This is a genomic window from Streptomyces sp. NPDC002788 (assembly GCF_053592115.1).
Window position 1 is genome coordinate 38502 of record NZ_JBSFVB010000012.1, and the last position, 25842, is coordinate 64343.

At 72.6% G+C, this 25842-nt stretch carries 26 protein-coding genes and 2 pseudogenes; 17 read left to right on the top strand and 11 right to left on the bottom strand.

Annotation, left to right across the window (positions count from 1 at the left end; genetic code table 11):
• Positions 1–13: 13 nt before the first annotated feature.
• Positions 14–2950 (top strand): helix-turn-helix transcriptional regulator, encoded by a 2937-nt coding sequence (locus ACWD1U_RS22445; RefSeq protein ID WP_451109905.1) that lies wholly within the window; start codon positions 14–16, stop codon positions 2948–2950.
• Between the two features lie 31 nt (positions 2951–2981).
• Here ACWD1U_RS22445 and ACWD1U_RS22450 read toward each other — a convergent pair whose 3' ends face one another.
• A complete protein-coding gene (locus ACWD1U_RS22450) occupies positions 2982–4232 on the bottom strand; it encodes an SGNH/GDSL hydrolase family protein (protein ID WP_451109907.1) in 1251 nt (416 codons plus the stop codon).
• Positions 4233–4672: 440 nt separating this feature from the next.
• On the opposite strand from ACWD1U_RS22450, the gene ACWD1U_RS22455 reads away from it, so the two are divergent.
• The 4 genes from ACWD1U_RS22455 to ACWD1U_RS22470 all read left to right on the top strand — a co-directional run bounded on the left by ACWD1U_RS22455 (position 4673) and on the right by ACWD1U_RS22470 (position 9132).
• Positions 4673–6031 carry a CAP domain-containing protein gene (locus tag ACWD1U_RS22455; RefSeq protein WP_451110211.1) on the top strand — a complete coding sequence of 453 codons (1359 nt, stop codon included), beginning with the start codon at positions 4673–4675 and terminating at the stop codon, positions 6029–6031.
• 77 nt (positions 6032–6108) lie between these two features.
• Positions 6109–6786 carry an AIM24 family protein gene (locus tag ACWD1U_RS22460; RefSeq protein ID WP_451109909.1) on the top strand — a complete coding sequence of 226 codons (678 nt, stop codon included), beginning with the start codon at positions 6109–6111 and terminating at the stop codon, positions 6784–6786.
• A gap of 182 nt (positions 6787–6968) precedes the next feature.
• Positions 6969–7139 (top strand): hypothetical protein, encoded by a 171-nt coding sequence (locus ACWD1U_RS22465; RefSeq protein ID WP_451110229.1) that lies wholly within the window; start codon positions 6969–6971, stop codon positions 7137–7139.
• A 337-nt stretch (positions 7140–7476) separates the two neighbouring features.
• Complete coding sequence (locus tag ACWD1U_RS22470; protein ID WP_451109910.1) at positions 7477–9132, top strand: serine/threonine protein kinase; 1656 nt, start codon at positions 7477–7479, stop codon at positions 9130–9132.
• 169 nt (positions 9133–9301) lie between these two features.
• On the opposite strand, the gene ACWD1U_RS22475 is transcribed toward ACWD1U_RS22470, so the two are convergent.
• A complete protein-coding gene (locus ACWD1U_RS22475; RefSeq protein ID WP_451109912.1) occupies positions 9302–9487 on the bottom strand; it encodes a hypothetical protein in 186 nt (61 codons plus the stop codon).
• A 348-nt stretch (positions 9488–9835) separates the two neighbouring features.
• Between ACWD1U_RS22475 and ACWD1U_RS22480 the strand changes: the two genes are divergently transcribed.
• The gene (locus tag ACWD1U_RS22480; RefSeq protein WP_451109914.1) at positions 9836–10807 is read left to right on the top strand and encodes an LLM class F420-dependent oxidoreductase; all 972 of its coding nucleotides are present in this window, start codon (positions 9836–9838) and stop codon (positions 10805–10807) included.
• Here the strand turns inward: ACWD1U_RS22480 and ACWD1U_RS22485 are convergent.
• Positions 10704–11300 (bottom strand): hypothetical protein, encoded by a 597-nt coding sequence (locus ACWD1U_RS22485; RefSeq protein WP_451109916.1) that lies wholly within the window; start codon positions 11298–11300, stop codon positions 10704–10706. The genes ACWD1U_RS22480 and ACWD1U_RS22485 overlap by 104 nt on opposite strands.
• Positions 11301–11476: 176 nt before the next feature.
• Between ACWD1U_RS22485 and ACWD1U_RS22490 the strand changes: the two are divergent.
• Positions 11477–11938, top strand: a pseudogene (locus tag ACWD1U_RS22490) (hypothetical protein); the annotation flags it as partial.
• A gap of 68 nt (positions 11939–12006) precedes the next feature.
• Complete coding sequence (locus ACWD1U_RS22495) at positions 12007–12432, top strand: SsgA family sporulation/cell division regulator (RefSeq protein WP_451109918.1); 426 nt, start codon at positions 12007–12009, stop codon at positions 12430–12432.
• A 241-nt stretch (positions 12433–12673) separates the two neighbouring features.
• On the opposite strand, the gene ACWD1U_RS22500 is transcribed toward ACWD1U_RS22495, so the two are convergent.
• Positions 12674–13144, bottom strand: coding sequence for a DUF6328 family protein (locus ACWD1U_RS22500; protein ID WP_451110213.1), 471 nt, complete (start codon positions 13142–13144; stop codon positions 12674–12676).
• A 173-nt stretch (positions 13145–13317) separates the two neighbouring features.
• Between ACWD1U_RS22500 and ACWD1U_RS22505 the strand changes: the two genes are divergently transcribed.
• Positions 13318–13665, top strand: coding sequence for a hypothetical protein (locus tag ACWD1U_RS22505; protein ID WP_451109920.1), 348 nt, complete (start codon positions 13318–13320; stop codon positions 13663–13665).
• A 9-nt stretch (positions 13666–13674) separates the two neighbouring features.
• Here ACWD1U_RS22505 and ACWD1U_RS22510 read toward each other — a convergent pair whose 3' ends face one another.
• On the bottom strand, positions 13675–14658 hold the full coding sequence (locus ACWD1U_RS22510) for an aldo/keto reductase (RefSeq protein ID WP_451109921.1): 984 nt from the start codon (positions 14656–14658) through the stop codon (positions 13675–13677).
• Between the two features lie 153 nt (positions 14659–14811).
• Here ACWD1U_RS22510 and ACWD1U_RS22515 point away from each other — a divergent pair, with 153 nt between their 5' ends.
• Positions 14812–15081 (top strand): hypothetical protein, encoded by a 270-nt coding sequence (locus ACWD1U_RS22515; RefSeq protein WP_451109923.1) that lies wholly within the window; start codon positions 14812–14814, stop codon positions 15079–15081.
• Between the two features lie 37 nt (positions 15082–15118).
• On the top strand, positions 15119–15337 hold the full coding sequence (locus ACWD1U_RS22520; protein WP_451109925.1) for a cholesterol oxidase substrate-binding domain-containing protein: 219 nt from the start codon (positions 15119–15121) through the stop codon (positions 15335–15337).
• A gap of 20 nt (positions 15338–15357) precedes the next feature.
• On the opposite strand, the gene ACWD1U_RS22525 is transcribed toward ACWD1U_RS22520, so the two are convergent.
• The 3 genes from ACWD1U_RS22525 to ACWD1U_RS22535 all read right to left on the bottom strand — a co-directional run bounded on the left by ACWD1U_RS22525 (position 15358) and on the right by ACWD1U_RS22535 (position 18730).
• On the bottom strand, positions 15358–15939 hold the full coding sequence (locus ACWD1U_RS22525) for a TetR/AcrR family transcriptional regulator (RefSeq protein ID WP_451109927.1): 582 nt from the start codon (positions 15937–15939) through the stop codon (positions 15358–15360).
• Positions 15936–17426 carry an MFS transporter gene (locus tag ACWD1U_RS22530; protein WP_451109928.1) on the bottom strand — a complete coding sequence of 497 codons (1491 nt, stop codon included), beginning with the start codon at positions 17424–17426 and terminating at the stop codon, positions 15936–15938. Before ACWD1U_RS22530 ends, ACWD1U_RS22525 begins: the two co-directional genes overlap by 4 nt.
• Before the next feature lie 92 nt (positions 17427–17518).
• Positions 17519–18730, bottom strand: coding sequence for an FAD-dependent monooxygenase (locus ACWD1U_RS22535; RefSeq protein ID WP_451109930.1), 1212 nt, complete (start codon positions 18728–18730; stop codon positions 17519–17521).
• 340 nt (positions 18731–19070) lie between these two features.
• Here ACWD1U_RS22535 and melC1 point away from each other — a divergent pair, with 340 nt between their 5' ends.
• Positions 19071–19436 carry an apotyrosinase chaperone MelC1 gene (melC1, locus tag ACWD1U_RS22540; protein WP_451109931.1) on the top strand — a complete coding sequence of 122 codons (366 nt, stop codon included), beginning with the start codon at positions 19071–19073 and terminating at the stop codon, positions 19434–19436.
• Between the two features lie 32 nt (positions 19437–19468).
• Positions 19469–20290, top strand: coding sequence for a tyrosinase MelC2 (gene melC2 / locus ACWD1U_RS22545; protein ID WP_451109933.1), 822 nt, complete (start codon positions 19469–19471; stop codon positions 20288–20290).
• On the opposite strand, the gene ACWD1U_RS22550 is transcribed toward melC2, so the two are convergent.
• Both ACWD1U_RS22550 and ACWD1U_RS22555 read right to left on the bottom strand, forming a co-directional pair.
• On the bottom strand, positions 20291–21019 hold the full coding sequence (locus ACWD1U_RS22550) for a ribonuclease H family protein (RefSeq protein ID WP_451109935.1): 729 nt from the start codon (positions 21017–21019) through the stop codon (positions 20291–20293).
• 52 nt (positions 21020–21071) lie between these two features.
• Positions 21072–21869 carry a VOC family protein gene (locus tag ACWD1U_RS22555; RefSeq protein ID WP_451109937.1) on the bottom strand — a complete coding sequence of 266 codons (798 nt, stop codon included), beginning with the start codon at positions 21867–21869 and terminating at the stop codon, positions 21072–21074.
• Between the two features lie 268 nt (positions 21870–22137).
• Between ACWD1U_RS22555 and ACWD1U_RS22560 the strand changes: the two genes are divergently transcribed.
• Entirely contained in the window at positions 22138–23049 is a 912-nt protein-coding gene (locus ACWD1U_RS22560) for an SGNH/GDSL hydrolase family protein (RefSeq protein WP_451109939.1), read from the top strand.
• A gap of 5 nt (positions 23050–23054) precedes the next feature.
• Positions 23055–23593 (top strand): annotated as a pseudogene (locus ACWD1U_RS22565) (hypothetical protein).
• Positions 23594–23648: 55 nt separating this feature from the next.
• Here ACWD1U_RS22565 and ACWD1U_RS22570 read toward each other — a convergent pair.
• Positions 23649–24131 carry a VOC family protein gene (locus ACWD1U_RS22570; protein ID WP_451109941.1) on the bottom strand — a complete coding sequence of 161 codons (483 nt, stop codon included), beginning with the start codon at positions 24129–24131 and terminating at the stop codon, positions 23649–23651.
• Positions 24132–24597: 466 nt separating this feature from the next.
• Between ACWD1U_RS22570 and ACWD1U_RS22575 the strand changes: the two genes are divergently transcribed.
• Complete coding sequence (locus tag ACWD1U_RS22575) at positions 24598–25239, top strand: ATP-dependent Clp protease proteolytic subunit (protein ID WP_451109943.1); 642 nt, start codon at positions 24598–24600, stop codon at positions 25237–25239.
• Entirely contained in the window at positions 25239–25841 is a 603-nt protein-coding gene (locus ACWD1U_RS22580) for a ClpP family protease (protein ID WP_451109944.1), read from the top strand. Before ACWD1U_RS22575 ends, ACWD1U_RS22580 begins: the two co-directional genes overlap by 1 nt.
• The last annotated feature ends 1 nt before the right edge of the window (position 25842 follow it).

Genomic DNA, 25842 nt, shown 5'->3' on the forward strand with positions numbered 1-25842 from the left:
AGAAGGTAATCCTGTGCCCCAGGCTTCATCTGTCACGCCGGTTGTCGGGAGGGATCCCGAACTCACCCGGCTCTCCGAGGTGCTGGAACGTGCGCGCGAGGGTGAGGCCCGGGCCGTGCTCCTCGCGGGCGACGCCGGCGTCGGCAAGACGCGGCTGCTGGACGAGGTCGGGGAGCGGGCCGCCGACGCGGGGATGACCGTGGTCACCGGGCATTGTGTGGATCTCGGGGACGTCGGGCTGCCCTATCTGCCGTTCACCGAGGTTCTGGGGGTGCTCGCCGCCGACGAGCGGTTCGGGGGTGCTCTGGCCGCTCACCCCGTCGTCGAGCGGCTGCTGGGCGCCGGGACCGATTCCGTGCGGGACGTGGACGGGCGGTTGCGGCTGTTCGAGGCGATGGCGGGACTGCTGGCCGACGTGGCCGACCTCGCCCCGCTGCTGCTGGTGCTGGAGGATCTCCACTGGGCCGACCAGTCGTCGCGGGATCTGCTGCGGTTCCTGCTCGGCCGGGGTGTGCTGCGGCGGCGGCTCGCGGTGTTCGCCTCGTACCGGAGCGACGACCTGCACCGCCGGCACCCCCTGCGGCCGCTGCTCGCGGAGCTGATACGGCTGCCCGCCGTCGAGCGGCTGGAACTGCGGCCGCTGGCCGACTCCGACGTGGACCGGCTGGTGCGGGCCCTGGAGCGCCGGCCGCTGCCGGACGCCACGGTCCGGCGGATCGTGGAACGGGCCGAGGGGAACGCCTTCTACGCGGAGGAGTTGCTCGCGGCCACCGACACCGGGTCCGGTGGAGTGCCCAGCGGGCTCGCCGATGTGCTGCTGATCCGCTTCGAGCAGCTCTCCGACACCGCGCAGCAGGTGCTGCGGACCGCCGCCGTCGCCGGGCGCCGTGTCGAACACGATCTGTTGCGGGATGCGGTCGCCCTGCCCGAGGCGGAGTTGGAGTCGGCGCTGCGTGAGGCGGTGGGGCGGCAGTTGCTCGTCGCCGGGGACGACGACACCTACTCCTTCCGGCACGCCCTGGCCCGCGAGGCCGTCTACGCCGATCTGCTGCCCGGGGAGCGGGCCCGGCTGCACGGGGCGTTCGCGCGGCTGCTCGCCGGGCGCGGGCGTCTCGCCGAGAGTGCCGCCGAGCGGGCGCACCACTACCGGGAGAGCCACGACCTGGCCGAGGCGCTGGCCGCCTCGCTGGAGGCCGCCGACCATGCCCAGCGGGTCGGTGCGCCGGCCGAGGAGCAGCGGCATCTCGAAGCGGCCCTGGACCTGTGGCCGGCCGTGGGGCCCGAGGCGCGGCCGACGGGTGCGGGGGTGGGCCGGGTGACGCTGACCCTGCGTGCCTCGGCGGCGGCCGCGCACGCCGGGGAGCTGCACCGGGCGGTCTCGCTCACCCGGTCCGCACTGGCGGAACTCGGTCAGGACGCCGACTCCGAACTCGCCGCGCGGGTCCGCTACACCCTCGCCGGGAACCTGCTGAGCGTGGACAGCCTGACGGCGGCGTTCGCCTACAGCAGCGAGGCCCTGGCGATGATCCCGGAGGAGCCTCCGTCGCCGACGTGGGTGTGGGCGGCGGCCACGCATGCCATGGCAGCGCGCTATGTCGGGGAGAACGACACCGCGCTGAAGGTGATCCGCCGGGCGCTGGACGTGGCCGAGCGGCTGCGGGTGACCGACGCGCAGGCGGACCTGCTGATCTCCCTGGCCGGCTTCGACGCGGGCGGGCGGCGCGGCGCGGAGGGCAGGGAGCGGCTGCTGAAGGCCCGCACACTGGCCGCGCGTTCGGGCAACGCGGCGGTGGAGCTGCGGGCCCTGTTCAACCTCGCCTTGGGCTGCTACGAGAACGGGGAGCTGGCGGAGTGCGTGCCCTGGCTGACGGAGGGCCTGGACCGGGCGCGGCGCGCCGGGCTGCTGTCGTCGCCGTACCCGCTGGAGATGCGGTACCTGCGGCTGCTGGTGTTGCATGTGCTGGGCCGCTGGGACGAGTGCGTGCGCGCGGCGGAGGCCGATGCCGAGGTGCTGCCGACCGCCGGCGGGTACACGGTCGGCCCCGCGCTGTACGTGGCGCTGGCCCGCGGCGACCTCACGGCCGCCGACCGGGCGCGTGCCCTGCTGGAGGGGCCCTTCGACTGGATGGCCACCCTGGTCGCGGGCATCGTGCTCACCGACGCCGCGGCGCTGCGCCATGACCCGGAGGACGCGGTGCGGTGGCTGCGGTCCACGGTCACGGCCCTCACCGACGAGACGGGCACCCGCCCGGACGTGACGGTCCGGCTCGCCGCCCTGGCGTTGTCGGCGGTGGCCGACGCGGCCGTCCGGCTGCGTCTGGCCGGGGACGAGTCCGGGGCTCGCCGCTGGACGGACACCGCGGCCGAACTCGTGGAACTCGCGCGGGCCATCGCCACCCACGGCGAGGGCGGGGTCCCCCAGGGCCCCGAGGGACACGCCTGGCTGGCCCGCGCCGAGGCCGAGTACGTCCGGGCCGTTTCGGCGCCGGACGCGGAGGCCTGGGCGGAGGCGGTGGCGGCGTTCGGCTACGGCGACGTGTACGAGCGGACGCGGTGCCGGCTGCGGTACGCCCAGGCCCTGGTCGCGGCCGGGCGCCGGGAGGAAGCGGTGGCCGAGGCCGGCGCGGTGCGGGAGACCGCCGAACGGCTCGGTGCGGTGCCGCTGCGGGAGCAGGTGGACGCGCTGATCCGCCGCGGCCGTCCGGCGCCGACGGCGCGCGCGGACGGCCGCGCGGCCGTGCTCACCGCCCGTGAGCAGGAGGTGCTGCGGCTGCTCGCCCTCGGTCGCAGCAACCGGCAGATCGGCGAGGAGCTGTTCATCAGCGGCAAGACGGCGAGCGTCCATGTCTCCAACATCCTCGCCAAGCTGGGCGTGTCGAGCCGCGGCGAGGCTGTGGCGGTCGCCTACCGCGAGGGCCTGATCACCCCGGAACCGTCGGCCTCCGGGTGACCGCCTGACCTGCCCGGCGGCCCAGCCGCCTTCACTCGCTGCCGTTCGGGCAGTCGAGGCCCTTCAGGTCGACGGCGTCGGCCATCGCCCGCATCCCCTTGTCGTTGGGGTGGAGATGGTCGCCGCCGTCGAAGGCCGGGAGGATCCGCTCGGGGTCGGAGGGGCTGCGCAGGACGCGGTCGAAGTCGGTGACCGCGTCGAACTCGCCGCTGCCGCGGACGAAGGCGTTGACCTGCCGGCGTACCGCCTCCCCGGCGGGGTCCCATTCCGGCCAGCCCTTGAAGGGGCCGATCGTGGCGCCGACGACACATTTCCCGTCCGCGTGCGCCCGGTCGATCAGCGTGCGGTACCCGGCGATCAGCTCGGCGGCCGTGGCACCCTGCTCGGCCTTGATGTCGTTGACGCCCTGGAAGAGGAACACCGTGCGCACGCCCGGCAGCGAGAGCACGTCCCTGCGGAGGCGGTTCAGGGCGCTCTGCCCGGGGCCGTCGGTGAGGACCTTGTTGCCGGCGATGCCTTCGTTGGCCACGCCCTCGACCGTGCCGGCGGGTGACTCGGCCAGACGGCGGGCGAGGTAGTCGGGCCAGCGGCGGTTGAGGTCGGTCGTGGACTGCCAGCCGTCGGTGATGGAGTCGCCCAGGGCGGCCACCGCACCCGTCGCCTCGCGGGGCCGTACGGTGACGGCGTCGAGGTACAGCCAGGAGCCGGTCCGCTGCTTCCAGTTGGCCGCGCTCTCCTCCGCGGTGTGGTCGCCGTCGGTGGTGTACGAGGTCTGCATCGCCATCCAGTGCCCGGTGAGCGTGCCGCCCGCCCGGTCGACGTGGAGGCTGACGGCGAGCGTGCTCGCGGCGGGGACGTGGCCGGGCAGCGGGTCGCTGTAGACGATGCCGCCGGCCGGGACGGTGACGGTGCGGGCGCCGCCGAAGGTCAGGCGCCGGTTGCTGCCGGGGACGAGTGCCGCCCCGTCCCGTCGCAGGCCGGCGTGGACACTGCCGAAGGTCACCGGCTGGTCGCCGAAGGCGTTGGAGAGCCGCACCCTGAGACCGCTGCCGCCGACGCTGGTGTGCACCACCAGTCGGTAGCTGCGCCCGTCGACCGCCTCCCCGACGCGGTCGGCGGAGGCGGCCCAGGTGACCACGCCGTACCCGGATCCCGTCGGTGCGCCGGAAGGCGGGGCGGGCTGGTCGCCTCGGGGCACCGTGCCGGTCCCGCAGCCCAGCGCGACGCAGCAGGAGAGGGCGGCCAGGGCGGCACGTCCGCGTGGGCGTGCGGTGCGGGGCATCGTCGGCGCTCCTTCGGCCGGTCGGTCGCGTACAGGCGGTCTCACGGTGCGAGGTTCCGCAGGGTCACGGAGCCGCCGGGTGCGAGGCGGACCCGCGCGTCGTCCCGGCACACGACACGGTAGTGGTGCGGGCGCCTACGCTGCCCACGGTGGCCTCGACGGGCCTGCCGTCACCGCCGGCGCAGGACGAACCCGCCGCGCACGCCGACGCCGGGGAGGCGGCCCTGGTCCACCTCGTGCATGTCGACGAGGTGGAAGGCGGTGCCCTTGATCAGCCGTCCCGGCCGGTGACGATGTTCCCGGTGTCCGGCGGCCGGGACGGCCGGTGCATCTTCACGGCCATCGCGACACCTCCGTCAACGGCACGGGCGGACGCGGGAACCTCCCAGCCGGCGGGGCCGTTCCACGGACGGGCGGTACGACGACAACAGGGCGGCGTGATGTGCGAGTTGGTCCCCGGGGGCAACCTGGCGTTGCCGGGCGGTGCGGTGACCGTCCGGGTGCCCGGACCGTTCGACGTGTCCGCCCTGGTCACGGACGACGGAGGAAAGGTCCGGGACGACGGCGACTTCGTCTTCTACAACCAGCCCACGGCGCCGGGAGCCCGGCTGCGCGGCGACACGCTCACCGTGGAACCGGCGAACCTGCGTACCGGCGCCACCCGGGTGACCGTCGCCGTCAGCCCGTCCGAGCCGGGGATCGCCCTCGGCCGCCTTTCCTCTCCCACGCTCGACGTCACCGACGAAAGTGGCCGCCGACTCGCCCGGTTCACGCCTGCGCACCCCGATGGGCAGACGGTGCTCCTGCTCGCAGAGTTGTACCGGCGCGGCGACCGCTGGAAGCTGCGCGCCTTGGGCCAGGGGTACGCGGACGGACTGGCCGGGCTCGCGCGGGACTTCGGCGTCGACGTCGTGGACGATCCGTCCGCGACCCGGCCGGACCGGGCCCGGCCGCCGGCGTTGCCATCGGGGGTCCCCTCCTCCCGCTCCCCCGGCCCGCCGCCCGTCACGCCCTCCGCGCCCGACCCCGACGGCTTCCTCCCCCTGGTCGACTCGGCGCGGACCGCGGCCGGTGCACCGCAGGTCTCCCTGGACGCCCGTCTCGTGGCGGCGGCTGGGGAGCACGCCGCCGCCATGGCCGCGTCGGGGCGCCTGGGCGTCGAGACCCGCGACGCTGTCTCCGTCTACCAGCGCGTCGTCGACGGCGGGTACGCGTATCTCTCCATCGGCGAGCACCTGGTGTCCGGGCCGCGTACGGTCGAGGAGTTCGTCGCGTACTGCCTGCGGACGGAGGGGTCCCGTCGTACCGTGCGCGACCCGGCGTTCACCCACACCGGCCTGGCCCACGTCCACGACGCCCGCTCCGGCGACACCTACTGGACCGCGTTGTGGGCCAGGCCCTTCACACCGGACGGGCTGGCCGGCACGGCGGAGGCCGTCACCGATCTCACCAACCGGGAGCGCGCACGGGCGGGACTGCTCCCGCTGACCGTCGACCCGCTGCTCACCTCCGCCGCGCAGGCGCACAGCACGGACATGGTGGCCCGCGCCTTCTACGCGCACACCGCGCCCGACGGCAGCCGGCCCTGGGACCGGGCCGCCGCCGCGGGCTCCACCCGCCGTTCCATCGGCGAGAACATAGCCTGCGGCCAGCGCTCCCCGGCCGAAGTCGTGGAGGGCTGGATCAACAGCCCCGGCCACCGCGCCAACATCCTCGACCCCGGCTTCACCCACATCGGCATCGGGTTCGCCGGCGGCGGCCGGGCGGGCACGTACTGGACACAGCTCTTCGGCGGTTGACACCACACCACCGCACTCCCCTCCCGGCCTCCGGGGCGATCTTGGCGGAGCGAGAGACTCCGGGCGAGGATGCCGGTATGAAGGGTGACCTCTTTTCCAGCGAGCACATGGTGCAGCCGGCCGCAGCGCCGGGCATGACGATCGAGAACGCCAAGTGCATCCGGTACACGGTGAACGGCGAGATGCTCGCGCGGCAGGGCGCGATGATCTCCTACCGCGGCAACCTCCAGTTCGAGCGCAAGGGCCAGGGCGTGGGCGGCATGCTCAAGCGCGCCGTCACCGGGGAGGGACTCCCGCTGATGGCGGTGCGCGGACAGGGCGAGGCGTGGTTCGCGCACGAGGCGCAGAACTGCTTCATCGTCGACGTCGAACACGGCGACGAGTTCACGGTCAACGGCCGCAACGTCCTGTGCTTCGACGCCACGTTGTCGTACCGGATCGCCACCGTGAAGGGAGCGGGCATCACCGGCGGCGGCCTGTTCAACAGCGTCTTCACCGGGCAGGGCAGGCTGGGGCTGGTCTGCGAGGGCAGCCCGCTGGTCATCCCGGTCTCGCCGCAGTACCCGGTGTACGTCGACACGGACGCGATCGTCGGCTGGACCGCGGGACTGCAGACCTCCCTGCACCGCTCCCAGTCCATCGGCTCGATGCTGCGCGGCGGCTCGGGCGAGGCGGTGCAACTGATGTTGCAGGGAGAGGGCTACGTCGTCGTGCGGCCGAGTGAGGCGACACCGCAGAAGGCCGGGCAGCACTGAGCTCCCGTCAGGTGATGCGCGCCTCGCAGGCAACGCGGTCCGTTCCGGCGATGTCTTGATCGGCGGCAGGTGAAGCCCTGGTCCCTGCGGCCGGGGCTTGGGTTTCCACCCGGGTGTGTGCGACGGGCCCCTGGCCGAGGCGCGGCGGCACAGCGCCGCCGTCGGGACGGAAGCTCACGGGCGTGCCGCCGGCGGCGGGGGCCGTCGGCGAACTCCGGGCGCTGCTGCTGCCCGCCGCCCGGCAGGTCCTGGAGCGGGTCGGCGACGGAGCCCGGCTCGGGCTGGTGGTGTGCGGGGGCAACGCGACCACGGGAGACATGATCGCCTGGTCGAAACGCTTCCGTCCGCGCTGAGGATCCGGCCGCCCCGGGCAATGCGTCGCCCAATTCATCGGAAGGATGCGGAGTTCAGCGCGACCCCCTCCGCATTTACCGCCGGTTACCACCAGGCCGGACGGGAATTGGCGAAACCGTGCGGGGCGTCGGGCGAAATTTCCGGGTGCCGGGGGCGGCCCGTGCTTCCGAGGTGAGCCGCACCCGAGTCCGCGAAAGACGGCTTTCTCTCGCGCACTTGCCCCCGCCCCTTGAACAAGAGACAGGACCTCGGAGTTGTGATCCGGTTGAACACAGGCCGCCTCACTCCCCGTACTTATGGAAAAGGTGAGAGCCAGGTTTCCAGCGAGGGATGGCCATGGGCAGGGCGCACGTCTCCACACACCAGTTGGTCGCCGGCCGGTACCGGCTGCTCGAGATCATCCAGCGCGAGACCAATCGGATCTGCTGGTACGCCGAAGACATCGGCGCCGGCGATGTCTCCCTCCCGTGTCTGGTCACTCAGATCGGGCTCCCGGAGGACCGGTTCGAGACCGAACGCCGGGCCGCCTCCCGCCTGTTGCGCACCTCCGAGAGCATGGCTCTGATGTGCCCCGGCCGGATCGCTCCGGTCGTCGACGCCGTCGAGGAGGCCGGCGCCCTGTGGACGGTCAACGAGTGGATCGACGGCACCCCCCTCGGTGAACTCCTCTCGGAGCAGGGCACATTCGACTACGTGCGGGCCGCGCGCATCGCCCTGGAACTGCTCGACGTGCTGGACGCCGCGCACGCGGAGGGCATCACCCACGGCGAGCTCAGTCCGGGCCAGGTGTTCGTCCGCGAGGACCACTCGGTCGTCGTCACCGGCTACGGCCTGGTCGGCGCTACCCTCGCACCCCGCCTCACGGCCCCCGCCTACGCCTCCCCTGAGCAGGCCCGTGACCAGCGCATCGGCCCCACGGCCGACCTGTGGGCGCTGGGCGCGATCCTCTACACGATGGTCGAGGGACGTCCGCCCTTCCGGGACCGGGGACGTCCGGAGAACACCCTGAGGGCCGTGGACCGGCTGCCGCTGCGCACGCCGGTGCGCGCCGGGCCGCTGACGCAGGTCGTGCAGGGGCTGCTCCGCAAGGACTCCCGGGAGCGGCTGACCCGCCCGGTGGTCCGGGAGGCGCTGACCCGTGCGCTCCGCGGGGACCCCGACGCGGCCGCTGCCGCGGTGCCGGCCCCGCGGCCGCGCGGCGCGTACGCCACCGTGCGTCCCGGGGGCCCGGCCTGGAGCAGACGGACCGTGGTGGCGGCGACCGCCCTGGCCGTCGTCACCGTCGCGGTCGCCGTCCTCGCCGCGACCCAGGGGCTGCCGGGCACCGACTCGGGCAGCGACGCGGCCGAGTCGCCGGCCCGGCCGCCGGCCTCCGCCGCGTCGCAGGGCCAGAGCACCGGCGCGGACAGCCCCGAGCCGTCCGGGACACCCAGCCCGACCGGGTCCCCTTCCCCCTCCCCCACGCCCACCCCGCCGTCCCCGTCCCCCACGCGCACCCCCACACCGTCCGCCCCGGCCACGGCCCTGCCGCCCGGTTTCGACCGCTACCAGGCATCGGAGGGCTTCTCTCTCGCCCTCCCCGAGGACTGGAAGCGGCTTGACACCGACCGGCAGGGCGATCTGGCGTACCGGGTCGTCTTCGGCGCCGACGGTGACGACCGCACGCTGGCCGTCACGTACAGCGCGCGCGTGGGCCCCGACCCGGTGGCCGTGTGGCGGGAAGACGTCGAACCGCACCTGAAGCGGTCCGACGGCTACCGGCGGATCGGCGCGATCCGCGCCACGACGTACCAGGGGCGCGAGGCCGCCGACATGGAGTGGACGGCGGACGTCGACGGCACCCGGGTGCACACCTTCGGCCGGGGCTTCCTGCTGGGCGGGGGCCGGAGCTTCTCGCTGCGCTGGACGACCCCGCACGCCGACTGGGAGGACCGCGACAACCAGGAGGCGCTGCGCACCTTCCTCAAGACGTTCCGGCCCGCCTCGGACTGAGCCGCCCGGCGCGCACAGGGACGTGAGCCGCCGGCCGCCGTGGAGCGGCTGTGTCCGCCAGTGCCGGTGAGCGTGCGGTCCGCCGGGGAGCAGGTCAGCGCCAGCCGGTGCGGGGTCTGCAGGAAGACCACTTCCACCGCGAGGGAGCCGGCACCGGGCCAGCCTCCGCTCACCGCGGCCGGGACGGCTCCTCGGCGACCGTCCGACCCTCCGCTTCGATCAGCAGGTCCAGCCGGTCGCCGGCCCCGGTGAGCGTCAGTGTCCAGCCGTCCGCGTTACGTGTGAGCCGGGCCGTCCGGACCGGGCCGGCCTCGCCGGAGGGGGTGAACTCGGCAACGGCCGTACGCGCCGTCACCCCGCTAACCGTGCCGGGACATCCGGAACTGGTAGCCGTAGCACTGGTTCCCAGTCCTCCCTGTCCACGTCGCCCGTGGCTCCCGCGGACCGTAGGTGCGGGTGGGTGGCCCGGGCCACCCACCCTTCAAACAACAGCCGCTCCGTGCCGCACGATCATCAGGCTGTGCGCCTCTGTCCCGGGGTGGCTTCGAGGGCGTCGAGGAAGGCGTGGACGCCGGACGCGGCGACTCCCTGGGCGGCGGGTTCGGAAGGGGGCGGTGCGAGAAGGCTCATGCGGGCATCCTGCCCCTGCCGGCGGACCTTGATCGGCCCGTTTCCCCGCCCACCGTCAGGGGACTCGACGGTTATGGTGCAAATCGGATACACGATGATGACCGAGCAGGCCGGCCCCCGCGACCTCGTCGACCACGTGGTGCGGGCCGAGGAGGCGGGCTTCGACTTCTCGGTGACCTCGGACCACTACTTCCCGTGGCTGCGCTCGCAGGGCCACTCGCCGTACGCGTGGGCCGTGCTCGGAGCGGCAGCCCAGGCCACGTCGCGTATTCCGCTGATGACGTACGTGACGTGCCCGACGTTCCGCTACCACCCGGCGGTGGTGGCGCAGAAGGCGGCGACGGTGCAGTTGCTGTCGGAGGGCCGCTTCCGGCTGGGGCTCGGCTCGGGCGAAAACCTCAACGAGCATGTCGTGGGCGGCGGCTGGCCGTCCGTCGATGTGCGGCACGAGATGTTCGAGGAGGCCGTGGAGATCATCCGCGCCCTCTTCGCGGGCCGCCACGTCAACCATCGCGGCACGCACTTCGACGTGGAGTCGGCCCGGCTGTGGGACCTGCCGGACGAGGCGCCGCCCATCGGCATCGCGGTCTCCGGTGAGCGGTCGTGCGAACTCGCGGGCCGGCTCGGCGACCTGGTGATCGCCACCGAGCCCAAGGCGCACCTGCTGGAGGCGTTCGACCGGCACGGCGGTGAGGGCAAACCCCGCGTGGGCCAGTTGCCCGTCTGCTACGACCCCGACCGGGACACGGCCATCAAGCGGGCGCACTCCCAGTTCCGCTGGTTCGGCAGCGGCTGGAAGGTCAACTCGGAGCTGCCGCACCCGGATTCGTTCGACGCGGCGACCCAGTTCGTCACGCCCGACGACGTCGCCGACTCCATCCCCTGCGGCGACGACCCGGAGGCGTTCGTCGACGCCGTCCGCCCCTACGCGGAGGCCGGGTTCAGCGAGATCGCCCTCGTCCAGATCGGCGGCGAGTCGCAGCCGGCGTACCTGGACTGGTCGGAGAAGACCCTGCTGCCCGCCCTGCGCGACGCGTTCGGCTGAGGTTTTCCGCCAGCGCCTCGACGGCCTGTCCGACCAGTTGAGCCCTCCGTTGCGGGGGGCTCTTCTTCATGAGCGCGCTCATCCGCTGCGCCTCCTGGGTGGTGGGCAGGAATCCGGCCAGGAGCAGGGGCAGCAGCAGGCGCCGGACGAGCACTTCGCTCTCGGAGGAGACCTGGGGCCTGCGCACCACCGAGACATTGACGCGGATCGCGTGCTCGTTGCCCGGCGGGACGCCCGGCCGGTCCGTCTCGATCGCGGCGTAGCGAAAACCGTGCGCGAGGTCGCAGGCCGGGCAGCCGGCCGGGCCGCGGGCGAGCCGGTCGCCGCAGTCGGGGCACACCAGCCGGTCCAGGGCGGCGTCCACCACCCGCCAGTCGTACCGGTCGGGTTCGGCCGCGACCGTGCCGGCCAGCACCCGCTCCCGGTCATCTCCTGCGGCGGCGCCCCGACTCCGCAGGAAGGCGGCCCACTCCGCCTCGATGATGCCGTCCACCCGTGCGCGGCAGACGGCACAGGCGGGAGCACCGCCGTACTCGTATCCGCCGCACTCGGCACAGCGGCGCAGCACCTCGCCGGCCTCCGGTCGCACCATGCGGCACATCCTCGCGCACCCGGGCCTGGCGGGGAAACGCATTACGGCACGCCGGGACGGGGACCGGGAGCGAGGGCACCGATGAGCTGAAGAAGGCCGTCGCCGGCGAGAGCCGGGCGGCCGACCGCATCGGATACGTACGCCAGATCGCCGAGTCGGGGCAGGTCAGGACGCCCGCCGGGCAGACCGTCGACGCCCCCGCCGACCTCCGTCAGGAGGCCGAACGGCACCTGTCGCTGCTCGACGAACTGGACGAGGGCGAGGGCGCCGGCGAGTGGGCCGCCGAAGCGTACGCCACCGTGAAGTCCCTGGTCGTGGAGGCTGTGTAGGCCGATCCGGGGCTGCGGGTGCAGGAGCGGCGCACGAAGTTCTGCAGCAGCCTGCAGAAGGCGACCAAGGTGTTCGAGGAGCTGACCTTCGACGACGCCGGGGAGTAAGAGTACTACGAGGACGACATGGTGCAGCGTCTGGAGGAGCTCCAGCGGGCCGTGGCGGTCTGTATCGAGTCGCTGCGCGGCGCCCGCGGGAATCACCCGTAGAGCGGAGCATCTCGCGGAAATCGTGGGTACAAGAGGGCTCTACGTCGGTTCTTCCCGGAGGCCCTCTCGTGAACTCCTTCGTCCACAAAACCGTGGTGGTGCAGTTGCAGGCGGGTGACACGGACCGTTTCTCCGTACTCGCCCACCTGAGCTACGACGCCTCGGACCCGTTCGCCGTCACCGTCGTCTTCAGCCATGACGGCCGGGTCCTCGCCCGGTGGCAGCTGGACCGGGAGATGCTCGGCGACGCGCTGCGGCGTCCGGTCGGGGTGGGCGACGTGCGGATGCGCCCCGAGTCACGGGGCATGTGGCAGGAGCTGCGCATGGAGTTCTTCGGTGACGCCCGTTCCGACGGCGGCCGTCACCACGCGGTGGTGTTCGCGTGGGCCCCGGCCTTCGCGGCGTTCCTCCGGGAAACCCACGAACTGGTCCCGCCGGGCCGTGAGGAGGTCCGTCTCGACGACTTCCTGGCGAACGTCATCGCCGGGAGCTGAACCGCGGGGCGAGCCGGGCGGCCGTACACGTGCCACCGCCCCGCTGCCGCCGGGACGATGGGCTGCCACGAGAGGAGCCCGCCATGTCCGACGTGTCCGACGTGCGTCCCGGCCCGCGCCTGTCCCTGCCCGCCGCCCTCGCCTCGCGGTGTGGTCGCGGTGCTGGTCCTGCGCTCGAAGCGGCGCCGGAGGCCGGGCGCGCGCACGGTCTGCGCCGCCGGCCGGCGGCTCGCTGTCGCCGTCACCTGGAGGTGTGGCGGTACCTGGTCCACAGGGGCAGGACGAACCAGCACAGCAGATACCAGCCGACCACGCCGGCGACCAGGTAGGGAACGAAGCCGTTGTGCGTCGCCACGCGCAGGATCAGCAGCAGTGAGGCGGTCGTCGTGGCGAGCAGCAGCACGAGGCCGAGCACCGTCAGCCGGGAGGCCAGCCGCACCGCCTGCGGTTTCACGCGCCGCCCGGACACGAGGCGGTGCAGGGACACCGGCCCTATGAGCGCCCCGGTCGCGCAGGCGCCGAGGACGACCGTCACCATGTAGATCATCTGGTCGGTGTCGGAAAGGTCGTCGTACTTCTCGGTGAACACCACGGTGAGCAGAAAACCGAACAGGATCTGCACGCCCATCTGCGCGACGCGGACCTCCTGGATGAGCTCCTGCCACATCCGGTCCGCTCTCTCCTCCTCCGTCTCGTTGCGCCCCCTGCGCATGGCCCCGCCCTCCGACGTGTCCGCCACTGTTCCTCCTTCTGCTCGATCCGGCCCTCCGCTTCCCGTGTGCCCCGTAAAGAGCCGTTGTCCCGGTCCGGCGGCGGTTTGAGCGATCAGGGGACGGTTACACGGACGGCGCGAATGACGCAGAGCACCGAGGAGGTCGTGGACGCATGTCCCATACGCAGCTCACCGTGACGCTCAGCGGCGGAGGCGCGGACGACGCACGAGCGGTCGTCCGGGCGCTGGAGGGCACCTTCGGAGCGCCCGACGAACGGCCCGCCGACGAGAACGCGACGGTGCACACGGCGACCTTCGACGGCGACACGGACGGAGGTTCCGCCGGGAGCGGCGGGGAGAGCGCGGGGCGCCTGTCCGCGCCGGTGACCGTCACCGTGCAGGGCAGCCCGGAGGCCGTCCGGCGGGCGAGCGACACGCTCGCCCGGGTCTTCACCGCTCGTGACGACGGTGCCGCCTCCGGCGACCAGGAGCAGGAGAGGCAGCTGCTCCTGGAGCCGTGAGGGCCGTGCCTACCAGCGGGATTCGACCTGGTCCTTGATCCGCCGGTCGTAGAGGTCGCGGATCGCGGTCAGTGTCTCGCCGGGCAGCCGCGGCAGGCGGGCGGCGGCCGCGTTGGCGCGGGCCTGCTCGGGTGAGCGGGCGCCGGGGATCACGGTCGTGACGCCGGGCTGCTCGATGATCCAGCGCAGGGCCAGCTGGGCCGGTGTGTACCCCTCCGGGGCGAGCGCGGCGAACTCGGCGGCCGCCTCGACGCCGGTGGCGTAGTCGACGCCGGAGAAGGTCTCGCCCACGTCGAAGGACTCGCCGTGCCGGTTGTAGGTGCGGTGGTCGTTCTCCGGGAAGACGGTGTCGCGCGTGTACTTGCCCGACAGCAGGCCGGAGGCCAGCGGGACGCGGGCGATGATGCCGACGCCGGCCTCACGGGCGGCCGGGAGCACCTCGCGAAGCGGCTTCATGCGGAACGGGTTGAGGATGATCTGCACACTGGCCACGTTCGGCCGGGCGATCGCGGTCAGCGCCTCCTGGCAGGTCTCCACGCTGACGCCGTACGCGGCGACGCGTCCCTCCTGGACCAGGGTGTCGAGGGCGTCGAACACCTCGTCGGTGGAGTAGACGGGCGTCGGCGGGCAGTGCAGCTGCACCAGGTCGATCCGGTCGACACCGAGGTTGCGCCGGGAGCGGTCGCTCCAGGCGCGGAAATCGGCGAGGACGTAGTTCTCGGGGATCTGCTCGACCCTGCGGCCCATCTTGGTGGCGACCATGACGTGCAGGTCCGGCCGGCCGCCGAGGAAGGCGGCGATGGTCTGTTCGCTGCGGCCGTCGCCGTACACGTCGGCGGTGTCGAAGAAGGTCACCCCGGACTCGGCCGCCGCCTCCAGCACCGCGAGGGCTTCCTTGTCGTCGACGTCCCCCCAGTCGGCACCCAGCTGCCACGTACCGAGACCGACGACGGAAGCGTGCTGACCCGACCTGTCGAATGTGCGCTCGTCCATGGGCGTCAGTCTGTCACCTGTCACGGCCCCGCGCGGAACGTATCGCTCTGGCCCCTCATTCCCGCCAGGCTCACTCACACGAGTGAATAAAGGCGACAGGAACCTGTCATGTGTCAAAAGGCCCTAGCGTGACCGCACGTGACCACTGGTTCAGTGAGAAACCTTCCTCCGGACGAACCGCGTCGGACGCGCCGGGGCTTCCTCCTGACCGCCGCGGCGCTGGCCGCCGCACCGGGACTGCCGGCGGATCCGGCGGCCACCGCCGTGGAGTTGCCGGACTTCCCGGCGGACGTCGCCCTGTACCGCTCGGCGTACCGGAACTGGGTCGGCGAGATCACCGTCGACGGGCTGTGGGCCTGCGCGCCCGCCGACCCGGGCCAGGTGGTCACCGTCGTCAACTGGGCGTGGCGACACGGCCGATGACGCGGAGGCGTTCCTGCGCGACATCGAGCGGTTCCTGGTGCGCACCTTCGACGGCGGTTTCGCCCTCACCCGGGTGGAGTGGTCCAAGGGGTGGGCGTACACCGACGACGGGGTGTGGAGGGACCCGGAGGTGCTGGGCTCGGTGGTTCCGGCCGCGGTCGGGTCGGCCGAGTGGGCCGAGGCGGTGGCGGTGCTGGACCGGCTCGACCAGCACGGCGTGTACGGCAACGCCTTCCTGGACCGGCTGTTCGCCTGAAGCCCTCCGAGTGAGGCCTATCAGGTCAGGTAGGCCTGTACCGCGGGCGCGTACCGGTCCACCAGGGCGTCGACCGTGCTCGCCCGGATCTCGGTGCCGCGGGCGATGCCGTACATCACGCCCAGGCCAAGGAGGGTGGCGACGGCGAGTTCGGCGCGCAGTCCCGCGTCGGGGCCGGTGAGGCGGGAGGTGAGGCGGTCGGTCACCTGGGTGCGGAAGTTGGCGCGCAGGATGTCGCCCTGCTCGCCGTGCAGCGGCGCGAACACGATCCGCAGCAGCGGGTCGGCGCCCTGCTCGGACTGGCTGACCAGCACGTGCCGGACCATGTGCGGGCCGAGCTCCGCGAGGGGCGCGGCCAACAGGGCGTCGGCGTCGGTCTCGAAGGACATGACCCGGGCGAACAGCGCGTCCTTGTTGCCGAAGTACTTGAGGATCAGCGGCGGACTCACGCCGGCGCGGTCGGCGACCGCCTTGAGGGTGATGTCGGCGTGCGCGTGCCGGGCCAGCAGATGGCGGGCCGCCCTCAGGATGGCCGCCTTGGTCGACTCGGCGTCCCTGCGGGCCGGTGCGGGCGTGACGGGTGGAGTGCTCACGGCACTCATGCTCCCTCCATCGCCCGGTCTCGTGCGCCCCGGGTGCGGTCCCCGGCCGGCGCGGGCCCGTCCGCCGCGCCCTGAGCGGTGTCGCCGGGGATGCACAGCGCCGCCGCGGCGGCCGCGAGAGCGACCGCGGCGGCCATCGTGAAGGCCAGGAGGTAGCCGTGCAGGGTCGGCACGGGCGCTCCCTGGACGGGGCTCGTGTGGTGCACGAGGACGGCGGCCACGGCGGCACTGGAGCCGGCCTGGCCGATCGTCCGCATCAGGACGTTGACGCCGTTGGCGGAGGCGGTCTGCCCGGCCGGCACGGCCCGCAGGATGAGCGTGGGCAGCGCCGAGTAGGCCAGTGTGGTCCCGATCGCGACGACCGTGGCTCCCGTGATGATCATCCACAGGTCGCGGCTGTCGGCGATACGGACCGCGTACCCGGCGGCGATGACCGCCGCCCCGAGGGCGAGGGTGACACGCGGGCCGCGCGCGGCGGAGATCCGGGCGGAGACGGGCGACAGCAGCAGCATGACGACGCCGCTGGGCAGCAGGCACAGTCCGGTGGCGACGATGGACAGCCCGAGCCCGTACCCGGTGGCCTGGGGCGCCTGCACCAGCTGGGCGGTGACCAGGGTGTTGGCGTAGAACGCGAACCCGGCGAGCAGCGCGGCCACATGGGACAGCCCGACCCGGGGCTGTGCGACCAACCGCAGGTCGACCAACGGCTGTTCGGCCCGCAGCTGCTGCCACCACCACAGGGCGAGCACGACGGCGGCGCCGGCGAACAGGGCCAGGACGCGCGGGCCGCCCCAGCCCCACTGTCCGCCCTGGGACACCCCGAGCAGCAGGCACACCAGCCCGGTGGCCAGTCCCAGCGCGCCCGGTACGTCGAACCGGCCCGGCTCCCGTACGGGCGACTCGCGCACCGCCCACCACACCAGCGTCACGCCCGTGGCGCCGAGGGCGCTGGTCACCCAGAACATGGTGTGCCAGTTCGCGTACTGCACGATCACGGCGGCCAGCGGCAGACCGAGCGCGGCGCCGATGCCGACGGTGGAGCTCATCAGCGCCACGGCCGATCCCTGGCGCTCGGGCGGCAGTTCGTCCCGCAGGATGCTGATGGACAGCGGGACGACCGCGGCGGCGGCTCCGGACAGGGTGCGGGCGGCGATGAGCACGCCGATGTCGGAGGACAGGGCGCACAGGACCGAGCCGGCGGTCATCAGCACGAGGGCCGACATGAGCACGCGCCGCTTGCCGTACATGTCGCCGGCCCGGCCCAGGACCGGGGTGAGGACGGCCCCGGAGAGCAGGGTGGCCGTGACCATCCAGGAGACGGTGCTCGCGGAGGCGCCGGTCAGCCGGGGCAGGTCGGGCAGCAGGGGCACGACCACGGTCTGCATGACGGCCATGAGGATGCCGCCGAACGCGAGCACCGGGACGGTGAGCCGGTCCCGGGCGGTGCTCGCACCGGACGGTTTGCGTATCGCGTGGGTCTGGTCCATCGGCACTCCAGCGGCGGCGCCCCTGGCGAGGCGGCGGGTGAATTGTCATTCACCATAACTGGTGAATGACAATTCACCCAAGGGGCCCGTGATTATTCGCGGGCGGAGAGCGCCCGCGCGTGGACCGTCCGCGCGACCTTCGGACCGATCCAGCGCTTGAACCGGCGCAGGGGCTCCAGCCGCACCGCCGCCCGGTCGAGCCGGTAGTACAGCTGCGGCGGGACGTACGGCAGCAGGGGCGAGTGGCGCTGGCCGAGCAGGGCGAACATGCGCTCCGGGGGGAGGTGGATGTAGCGCGGGAGGTTCTCGTACCACTGGGCGCTGTAGCGGGCCGCGCTCTGCACGGGCAGGAGGGCGGCCTTGCGCTCGGCTTCGTAGCGTGCGAGGGCCTCGGGGAGTGTGCTGTGCTCGCGCAGCGCGGCGGCCAGGGCGATCGCGTCCTCCAGGGCGAGGGTGGTGCCGGCGCCGATGGAGTAGTGGGTGGTGTGGGCTGCGTCGCCGAGCAGGACGAGGTTGCCGTGGTGCCAGGTGCGGTTGGTGAGGGTGCGGAAGGTCTGCCAGGGGCTGCCGCCGGGACGGCCCAGCAGGGGGTGACCGTCCAGGACGCCGGCGAAGAGTCTCTCCAGCAGGGCCCGCCCCTCGGCCTCGCCCGCCCGGTCCAGCCCGAGTCCGGTCCAGGTCCGGGGTGCGCATTCGAAGACGCAGGTGCTTCGGTCGGGACCGTATCCGTAGCCGTAGCACCAGATCCAGCCGTGGCCGGTCTCCACGAAGGCGAAGGTGAAGGCATCGAAGACCTTGGTGGTACCGAGCCAGACGTAGTGGTTGCGTCCGGCCGTGAGCCGGGTGCCGAAGTGCGCGGCATGCCGGCCGCGCAGCGCGCTGCGCACGCCGTCGGCCGCCACGATCAAGTCGGCGTGGGCGGGCAGGTCGCCCCCGGTGATCTCGCGCTCGTACTCCAGGCGCACGCCGAGGTCGCGGGCACGGGCGGCGAGGACCTCCAGCAGGCGGTGGCGGCCGATGCCGTGGCCCTCGTCACCGCGGTGCCGGGCCGTCAGGTCCCGGACGTGGGCGACACCGTCACGCCAGCGGACGGAGTCGGCGTCGAGGATCCGCGCCGACTCGGGGTCGTGCCGGTGGAGTTGATCGAGCAGTCCGCGCCAGTAGGTCACGCCCCAGCCATAGGTCGATCCCTCCGGGTCGCGTTCGTGGACGGTGATGTCGTGGGCCGGGTCCTGCCGCTTGAGCAGGATGGAGAGATACAGACCGGCGGGCCCGCCGCCGACACAGGCGACCTTCACGCGCACCCCTGAGAATCACTGAGAGCTGTCGATTGCCGACGCAGAGTAGCAGCAGGCAGGCATCATCGACCGGACCGCCGAATCGCGTCAGTTTCGCGGCGTGACGCGCACCACGGGCGGCACGGAGCACCGGGAGAAACATCCGCCCCGGCGCCCCTCACGAGTGGAATTTCCCCTTCCACCGTCCTGCGCGGATCCCTCACAGCAAGATCATCTTCGTTCAATCTTGCACGACATGTGGGTAATTGCCCGGATCACAGCCAACCGGCTCGCGTGGATTTCTCCCGGTACCGCGCGGGCCGGTAGGCATGCGGGGTCATCAGCAGAACCGACCCAGGAGGTCCGTATGCCGGAACTCAGCCGTCGCCGCGCGCTCACCGCCGCGGCCGCCCTCGCCACCGCCGCGGGAACCCTGCCTGCCATCACCCCGGCGGCGGCCGCCGGGCACCAGCACTCCCCCGGGACCTTCGACGAGGTCTACAGGGGCCGCCGGATACAAGGCCGTCCGGCCACCGGGACCGGTCACCACCACCACGGCGCGGGTTACGCGGTGTTCGTCGACGGGGTGGAGCTGCACGTGATGCGCAACGCCGACGGCAGCTGGATCAGCGTCGTCAGCCACTACGACCCGGTACCCACCCCGCGGGCCGCCGCCCGCGCCGCGGTGGACGAGCTGCAGGGCGCACCACTGCTGCCCTTCCCCGCCAACTGACCCGTCCCGCAAGGCATCTGGAGCACCCGCACATGGCTGTCCGCAAGAACCAGTCCGCCCTCACCGCCGACGAGAAGCGGCGTTTCGTCGCCGCGCTGGTCGAGCTGAAGCGCAGCGGCCGCTACGACGAGTTCGTCACGACGCACAACGCGTTCATCGTCTCCGACACCGACAACGGCGAGCGGACCGGCCACCGCTCGCCGTCCTTCCTGCCCTGGCACCGGAGATTCCTCCTGGAGTTCGAGCGGGCACTGCAGTCGGTGGACGCGTCGGTGGCCCTGCCGTACTGGGACTGGACCGTCGACCGCACGCCCCGCGCCTCGCTGTGGGCGCCCGACTTCCTCGGGGGCACCGGGCGCGAGCGGGACGGCCGGGTGACGGACGGGCCGTTCTCCGCGGCGAGCGGCAACTGGCCGATCAACGTGCGGGTCGACGGCCGTACGTTCCTGCGCCGCTCCCTCGGCTCCGGGGGACGCGGGCTGCCGACCCGGGCGGACGTCGAGTCGGTGCTGTCGATGCCGACGTACGACATGCCGCCCTGGAACAGCGGCTCGGACGGCTTCCGCAACCATCTGGAAGGGTGGCGCGGCGTCAACCTGCACAACCGCGTCCACGTCTGGGTCGGCGGGCAGATGGCCACCGGTGTCTCCCCCAACGACCCGGTGTTCTGGCTGCACCACGCGTACATAGACAAGCTGTGGGCCGAGTGGCAGCGCCGCCACCCCGGCTCCGGCTACCTGCCGGCCGCGGGCACACCGAACGTGATCGACCTGCACGAGACGATGCGGCCGTGGCACGACACCAGCCCGGCGGACCTGCTGGACCACACGCCGCACTACACGTTCGACGCCTGATCAGACGGTGGCGTCCGCGCGGCACTCCGGGTGGCCCCAGCCGCTGTCGTTCTTGGCGATGGGCTCACCGGCCGCGTAGGAGCGGCCGCACTGGCAACGGCCGGGGAACTTCGCCTTGATGGTGCGCGTGGAGCCCTTCGCGGCGGAACCCTTCGCCGCGGAGGCCTTGGCGCCGCGGAACGAACCGCCGCGCGAGCGGGCCCGCGGGGCCTTGGCCGGGGCGTCCGGGGCGGGCGGCGGCTCGGGGGAGCCGAGGCCGCTGCCCGCGGGCTCCTGGACGGTCGCGGCCTGGCTGGCGGCGCGGTCGGCGAAGTCGTTGAGCCGGTCACCGTCGACCTGGTGGGCGGGGACGTAGCGGAACTCGACCGAGCGGCCGTCGAGGAGCTCGTCGATGCGGACGACGAGCTCCTGGTTGGCCACCGGCTTGCCGGCGGACGTCTTCCAGCCGTTGCGCTTCCAGCCGGGCAGCCACGTGGTGACGGCCTTCATGGCGTACTGCGAGTCCATCCGGATCTCGAGCGGCACATCGGGGTCGGTCGCCGACAGCAGGCGTTCCAGCGCGGTCAGTTCGGCGACGTTGTTGGTGGCCTTGCCGAGCGGCCCCGCCTCCCACCGCTCCGGCGTCTCGGAAGCGTCGGCGACGACCCAGGCCCAGCCCGCAGGCCCGGGGTTTCCCTTCGAAGCCCCGTCGCACGCGGCCACAACACGTTCACGCATGGGCTCGATCATGCCATGGCCGCGGGAGCCGTCCGGCCGGGAGGGGCGGGGAGGGGCCGGGCGGCTACGACACGTCGGTGAGCTTCGGCATGTCCCCCTCGGTCGTCGTGGTGTCGATCACCGAGAAGTTCGTGCCCTGCGGGTCGCTGATCGCCGCGAACCGGCCGAACGGGGTGGTCATCGGGCCGAACCGCAGCACGCCCCCGAGTTCGGTGGCCCTCGCCACGGCCTCGTCGCAGTCCTCGACGGCGAAGTACACGTTGATGTACGGCGGCACCTCGGGCGGGAACTCCTCCCCCATCTTCATCCGGCCCAGCACGGTGCGTTCACCGAGGTCGTAGAGCCGGAAGTCCATCTCCTCGTCCTCCATGTCCCGCTGCCGGTAGGAGAAGACGGCGGGGAAGAAGGCGTCGGACCTCCCGGGCTCGCGGGTGAAGATCTCCGCCCACGTGTAGGCGCCCGGTTCGGCCATCGCCTGGAAGCCCTCGTGACTGCCGGACTGCCAGACGCCGAAGACCACACCGCTCGGGTCGCGGGCCAGGCACATGGTGCCGAGGTCGGCGACCCGCATCGGCTCCATCAGCAGCTCGCCGCCGTGGTCGCGGATCCGGGCGGCGGTGGCGGCGGCGTCCTCGGCGGCGAAGTACAGGCACCACTGCGACTGGCCTTCCTGGCCGGGCATGGGCGGCACGACGGCGGCGACCGCCTTGCCGTTCGAGTAGGCCTCGGTGTAGTTGCCGAACTCGGTCGACGCCTCGGCGAAGGTCCAGCCGAGGACGTCCCCGTAGAAGCTCTTGGCCCCTTCGAGGTCACTGAACATCGCGTCGGCCCAGCAAGGGGTTCCTTCTGGTTGCACGGCCATGGGTTCGGCCCTCTCCGTTGGGGGGGTGGTCCGTTTCCTCACGCTAGTCATCCCGGGGCGGACCCGCGCGCCGAGCAGGTCCGCCCCGCGGAGGGGCGCGCCGACGGCGGCTGCGCGGCGTGCACGACCGTGCCGACCGGGTCCGCCCACCGGGCTTCCGATCACCGCCGACCGCATCCGGCCACCCTGTCCGGCGTACGTCTTCCGCCCGGCGCCCGGCTGTGCTTGCCTGAGGGCCGTTTCGCCGACCGGGGGCGGGAGTTGCCGTATGCGCAAGTCGTGGGTCGTGGGGGCGGTACTCGCCGCGGTGCTGCTCGGCGGGTGCGGGGATCCGCAGTCCGCGCCCGCGGAGCCGGCGCCGACCGCGCCGCGCGCGTCGGCCACCACTCACCAGCGCGCCCCTGCCTCCCCGGCCACGGAACCGAAGAGGGCACCCAAGGTGCTGTACCTCGGCGACTCGCTGGCGATGGAGGCTCAGAAGGTCCTCGGGCAGGAGGTGCGCCGGGACTTGAAGGCGGAATACACCAGCGCCCCGTACTCCGGCACCACGCTCTGCGACTACCTGGAGGGCACCGCCGAGCGGTCCCTGGTGCCGGCCGCCGACAAGGCCGCCGCACTGGTACGCCGACTGCGGCCCGACTTCGTGGTGCTGCAGTTCTGGGGGAACTCCTGGGGCTACACGCCCTGCATGGACGGCATCACCTACGACAAGTCCCGGGCCCGGTACTTCACCCGGTACGCCGACGACGCGCGCCGGCTCACCGAGCAGATCGCCGCGGCCGGGGGCGGTACGCGCCCCAGGATCGTCTGGGTGACACAGGGCCCGGACCCGATCACCCCCGACCGGGTCCGGCGCGTCAACGCGCTCTACGAGAAACGGGCAGCCGCCTCGGGCGACCTCGTCGCCGACGCCGGGAAGGCGGTCAGTCCGGCGACCGGCCGCTACACGTGGACCCAGTACCTGCCCTGCACGACCTACGAGCGCGCCCACCCCGGCTACTGCACGCAGCCCGGCCGTGATCGCACGGCCCTGCACCGCGACGACGACTACCTGCACTTCTGCCTGGCTCCGACGACGTCCAGGCCGAAGCCCTGCCCGGTGCGCTCCCCAGGGATCCTGCGCATCGCCCAGGAGGTCACCAAAACCATTCGACAGTCGGCGAGCCGACCGCTCGAATAGGCGCCATGTGCGCCGCACGCATGCATGAGGACGAACTGGACATCGACGCCAGGTGGCCGGCCGGCTGATCGCGCGGCAGTTCACGCGGTGGGCGGGGCTGCCCCTGCGTCGCCTGGAATCCTCCGGTACGGAGAACGCCATGTACCGCCTCGGTGCGGACAAGGTCGTGCGGCTTCCCCGGCATCCCCGCGCCGTCGAGGCCATCACCCATGAACTGCGCTGTGCCCCGACTGGGCCGGGACTGCCCGCGGCCTCACCCGAACCTCTCGGGCGGGGCGAGCCCGGCGAGGACCCGTGATCGACTTCGGCACGGTCGGGGTGGGTGATCCCTCCGTCGGCCTCATCAGCGCCTGGTGCCTGCTGCCCGCCGGGCCGCGGCGTCTTCCGCGAGGCGGTGGGCGCCGACGAGGCCACGTGGGCACGGGGCAGGGGCTGGGCTCCGTCGATCGCGGTGATCGCGCTGCCGTACTACTGGGACACGAACCCGCCGGTCGCGGAGAACTCCCGGCACGTGATCCGGGAGATCCTGGCCGAGACGGCGTAGGGCAGGGCCGGGGGCCGCTCTCCTCAAGGGCGCGGCCCTGCTCCGTACGGGGCCGTCACACGCCCGCGTACGCCTTCTCCAGGGTGGCGATGTCGAACTTGCTCATCGCCATGAACGCCTCGGTCACCCGGGCCGCCTTCGCCGGATCCGGGTCGGTGATCATGTCGTCGAGCCGGTCGGGGACGACCTGCCAGGACACCCCGTACCGGTCCTTGAGCCACCCGCACGGGCCGGGCTCGCCGCCGTTCTCGGTGAGCTTGGTCCAGTAGTGGTCGATCTCCTCCTGGTTCTCGCAGAAGATCATGAAGGAGACCGCCTCGGTGAACTTGAACTGCGGTCCGCCGTTGAGCCCGATGAACCTGTGGCCGTTGGCCGTGAACTCGACGGTCATCACGCTGCCGGCCTGCCGGGGTGCTCCCTCGGGGTAGCGGGCGATCTTGCCGATGCCGGAGTTCTTGAAGACCGAGACGTAGAAGTGGGCCGCCTCCTCGGCCTGGCCGTCGAACCAGAGACATGTGGTGAAACCGTCGGATGCCATGAGTACCTCCAGGGGGCGCGGATCGCTGTCATCTGTGTCGACCGGCCGGCGCCGTGAAACTCATCGGCCGGCCACCGGTGACTTGAAGCCGATGGCCGGTGCACCCACACGAACCGGCATCCGGGAATGACGTCATGGCCCGCTGACAGCATCCGGCCCCTCCGCCTCGACATCCCGCGAAGCGACCTCGACGACCTCCACGACCGGCTGGACCGGACCCGCCCGCCGGACGAGCTGCCCGGCACGAGTCGGGCGTACGGCCGCGCCGACGGCGGATCCGCGCGAGCCGGCCGGTCACTTGCGGAAGGCGTTTCAGTCGCGCGAGAAGGGCTGACCGCCGGGCTCTGCCGGTAGCGGATCTGCCCAGGGCAGAGAAACCGGCTGGGGGCTTCGTCCGAGGTCAAGAGTGGAGTCGACGGCATGTCCCCGACCCCCGCGGCACGCACGCCGCGGCGAAGGAGAACCGATGAGTCCACTCAGCGCGCTCGCCCCGCGGGCGGAGGAGGGCGACACCCCTCCGACCCGGTTCGACGACCATCTGGCCGCCCAGCTGCTCTCCCAGCGGATCGTGCTGCTGGGCACCCAGGTCGACGAGGTCTCCGCGAACCGCGTCTGCGCCCAGCTGCTCATCCTGTCCGCGGAGGACCCGCGGACCGACATCAGCCTGTACATCAACAGCCCCGGCGGGGGGGTGCACGCGGGGCTCGCCATCTACGACACGATGCGGCTCATCCCGAACGACGTCTCCACCCTGGCGATGGGCTTCGCGGCCAGCATGGGCCAGTTCCTGCTCAGCGTCGGCGCGCCGGGCAAGCGCTACGCCCTGCCGAACGCGCGGATCATGATGCACCAGCCGTCGGCGGGCATCGGCGGCACCACCGCCGACATCGAGATCCAGGCGGAGAACCTGGAGTACACCAAGCGGACCATCGAGCGGATCACCGCCGAGCACACCGGTCAGAGCCCGGAGACGATCTCCCGGGACGGCGACCGGGACCGGTGGTTCACGGCCGACGAGGCCAGGGAGTACGGCATGGTCGACCGGGTCGTGGAGTCCCTCGCGGACGTCCGCCCGGCCACGACGCGACGCAGGATGGGGCTGCAGTGATGGGGAGCTACACGATTCCGAACGTCATCGAGCGGACCCCGCAGGGCGAGCGGTCCTTCGATGTCTTCAGCCGGCTGCTCAACGAGCGGATCATCTTCCTCGGTACCGAGATCGACGACGGGGTCGCGAACGTCGTCATCGCGCAGCTCCTCCATCTGGAGTCGTCGGCGCCGGAGAGCGAGATCTCGGTCTACATCAACTCCCCCGGCGGCTCGTTCACCTCCCTGATGGCCATCTACGACACGATGTCGTACGTGCGGGCGCCGATCTCGACGTGCTGCGTCGGGCAGGCGGCCTCCACCGCGGCCGTGCTGCTGGCCGGCGGGGACCCCGGGCGGCGGTTCGTGCTGGAGCACGCGCGCGTGCTGCTCGGCCAGCCGGCGACCGGCGGGCAGCGCGGCATGGTCTCCGACCTGGCGCTCCAGGCCAAGGAGATGGTGCGGATCCGCTCCCAGGTGGAGCAGGTGCTGGCGCGGCACACCCACCACGACGCGGCGACGCTGCGGGCCGACATGGACCGGGACAAGGTGTTCACCGCGCAGGAGGCGGTGGCCTACGGGCTGGCCGACGAGGTGCTCAGCCGGCGCCTCCTGAAGGTCTGAG

Bases quoted from the DNA above. Each gene is read 5' to 3' on its own strand.
- ACWD1U_RS22450 (WP_451109907.1), bottom strand. From the start codon at position 4,232: ATGCCCCGCACCGCACGCCCACGCGGACGTGCCGCCCTGGCCGCCCTC.
- ACWD1U_RS22455 (WP_451110211.1), top strand. From the start codon at position 4,673: ATGTGCGAGTTGGTCCCCGGGGGCAACCTGGCGTTGCCGGGCGGTGCG.
- ACWD1U_RS22460 (WP_451109909.1), top strand. From the start codon at position 6,109: ATGAAGGGTGACCTCTTTTCCAGCGAGCACATGGTGCAGCCGGCCGCA.
- ACWD1U_RS22470 (WP_451109910.1), top strand. From the start codon at position 7,477: ATGGGCAGGGCGCACGTCTCCACACACCAGTTGGTCGCCGGCCGGTAC.
- ACWD1U_RS22480 (WP_451109914.1), top strand. From the start codon at position 9,836: ATGGTGCAAATCGGATACACGATGATGACCGAGCAGGCCGGCCCCCGC.
- ACWD1U_RS22500 (WP_451110213.1), bottom strand. From the start codon at position 13,144: ATGCGCAGGGGGCGCAACGAGACGGAGGAGGAGAGAGCGGACCGGATG.
- ACWD1U_RS22505 (WP_451109920.1), top strand. From the start codon at position 13,318: ATGTCCCATACGCAGCTCACCGTGACGCTCAGCGGCGGAGGCGCGGAC.
- ACWD1U_RS22510 (WP_451109921.1), bottom strand. From the start codon at position 14,658: ATGGACGAGCGCACATTCGACAGGTCGGGTCAGCACGCTTCCGTCGTC.
- ACWD1U_RS22525 (WP_451109927.1), bottom strand. From the start codon at position 15,939: ATGAGTGCCGTGAGCACTCCACCCGTCACGCCCGCACCGGCCCGCAGG.
- ACWD1U_RS22530 (WP_451109928.1), bottom strand. From the start codon at position 17,426: ATGGACCAGACCCACGCGATACGCAAACCGTCCGGTGCGAGCACCGCC.
- melC1 (WP_451109931.1), top strand. From the start codon at position 19,071: ATGCCGGAACTCAGCCGTCGCCGCGCGCTCACCGCCGCGGCCGCCCTC.
- melC2 (WP_451109933.1), top strand. From the start codon at position 19,469: ATGGCTGTCCGCAAGAACCAGTCCGCCCTCACCGCCGACGAGAAGCGG.
- ACWD1U_RS22550 (WP_451109935.1), bottom strand. From the start codon at position 21,019: ATGATCGAGCCCATGCGTGAACGTGTTGTGGCCGCGTGCGACGGGGCT.
- ACWD1U_RS22555 (WP_451109937.1), bottom strand. From the start codon at position 21,869: ATGGCCGTGCAACCAGAAGGAACCCCTTGCTGGGCCGACGCGATGTTC.
- ACWD1U_RS22560 (WP_451109939.1), top strand. From the start codon at position 22,138: ATGCGCAAGTCGTGGGTCGTGGGGGCGGTACTCGCCGCGGTGCTGCTC.
- ACWD1U_RS22570 (WP_451109941.1), bottom strand. From the start codon at position 24,131: ATGGCATCCGACGGTTTCACCACATGTCTCTGGTTCGACGGCCAGGCC.
- ACWD1U_RS22575 (WP_451109943.1), top strand. From the start codon at position 24,598: ATGAGTCCACTCAGCGCGCTCGCCCCGCGGGCGGAGGAGGGCGACACC.
- ACWD1U_RS22580 (WP_451109944.1), top strand. From the start codon at position 25,239: ATGGGGAGCTACACGATTCCGAACGTCATCGAGCGGACCCCGCAGGGC.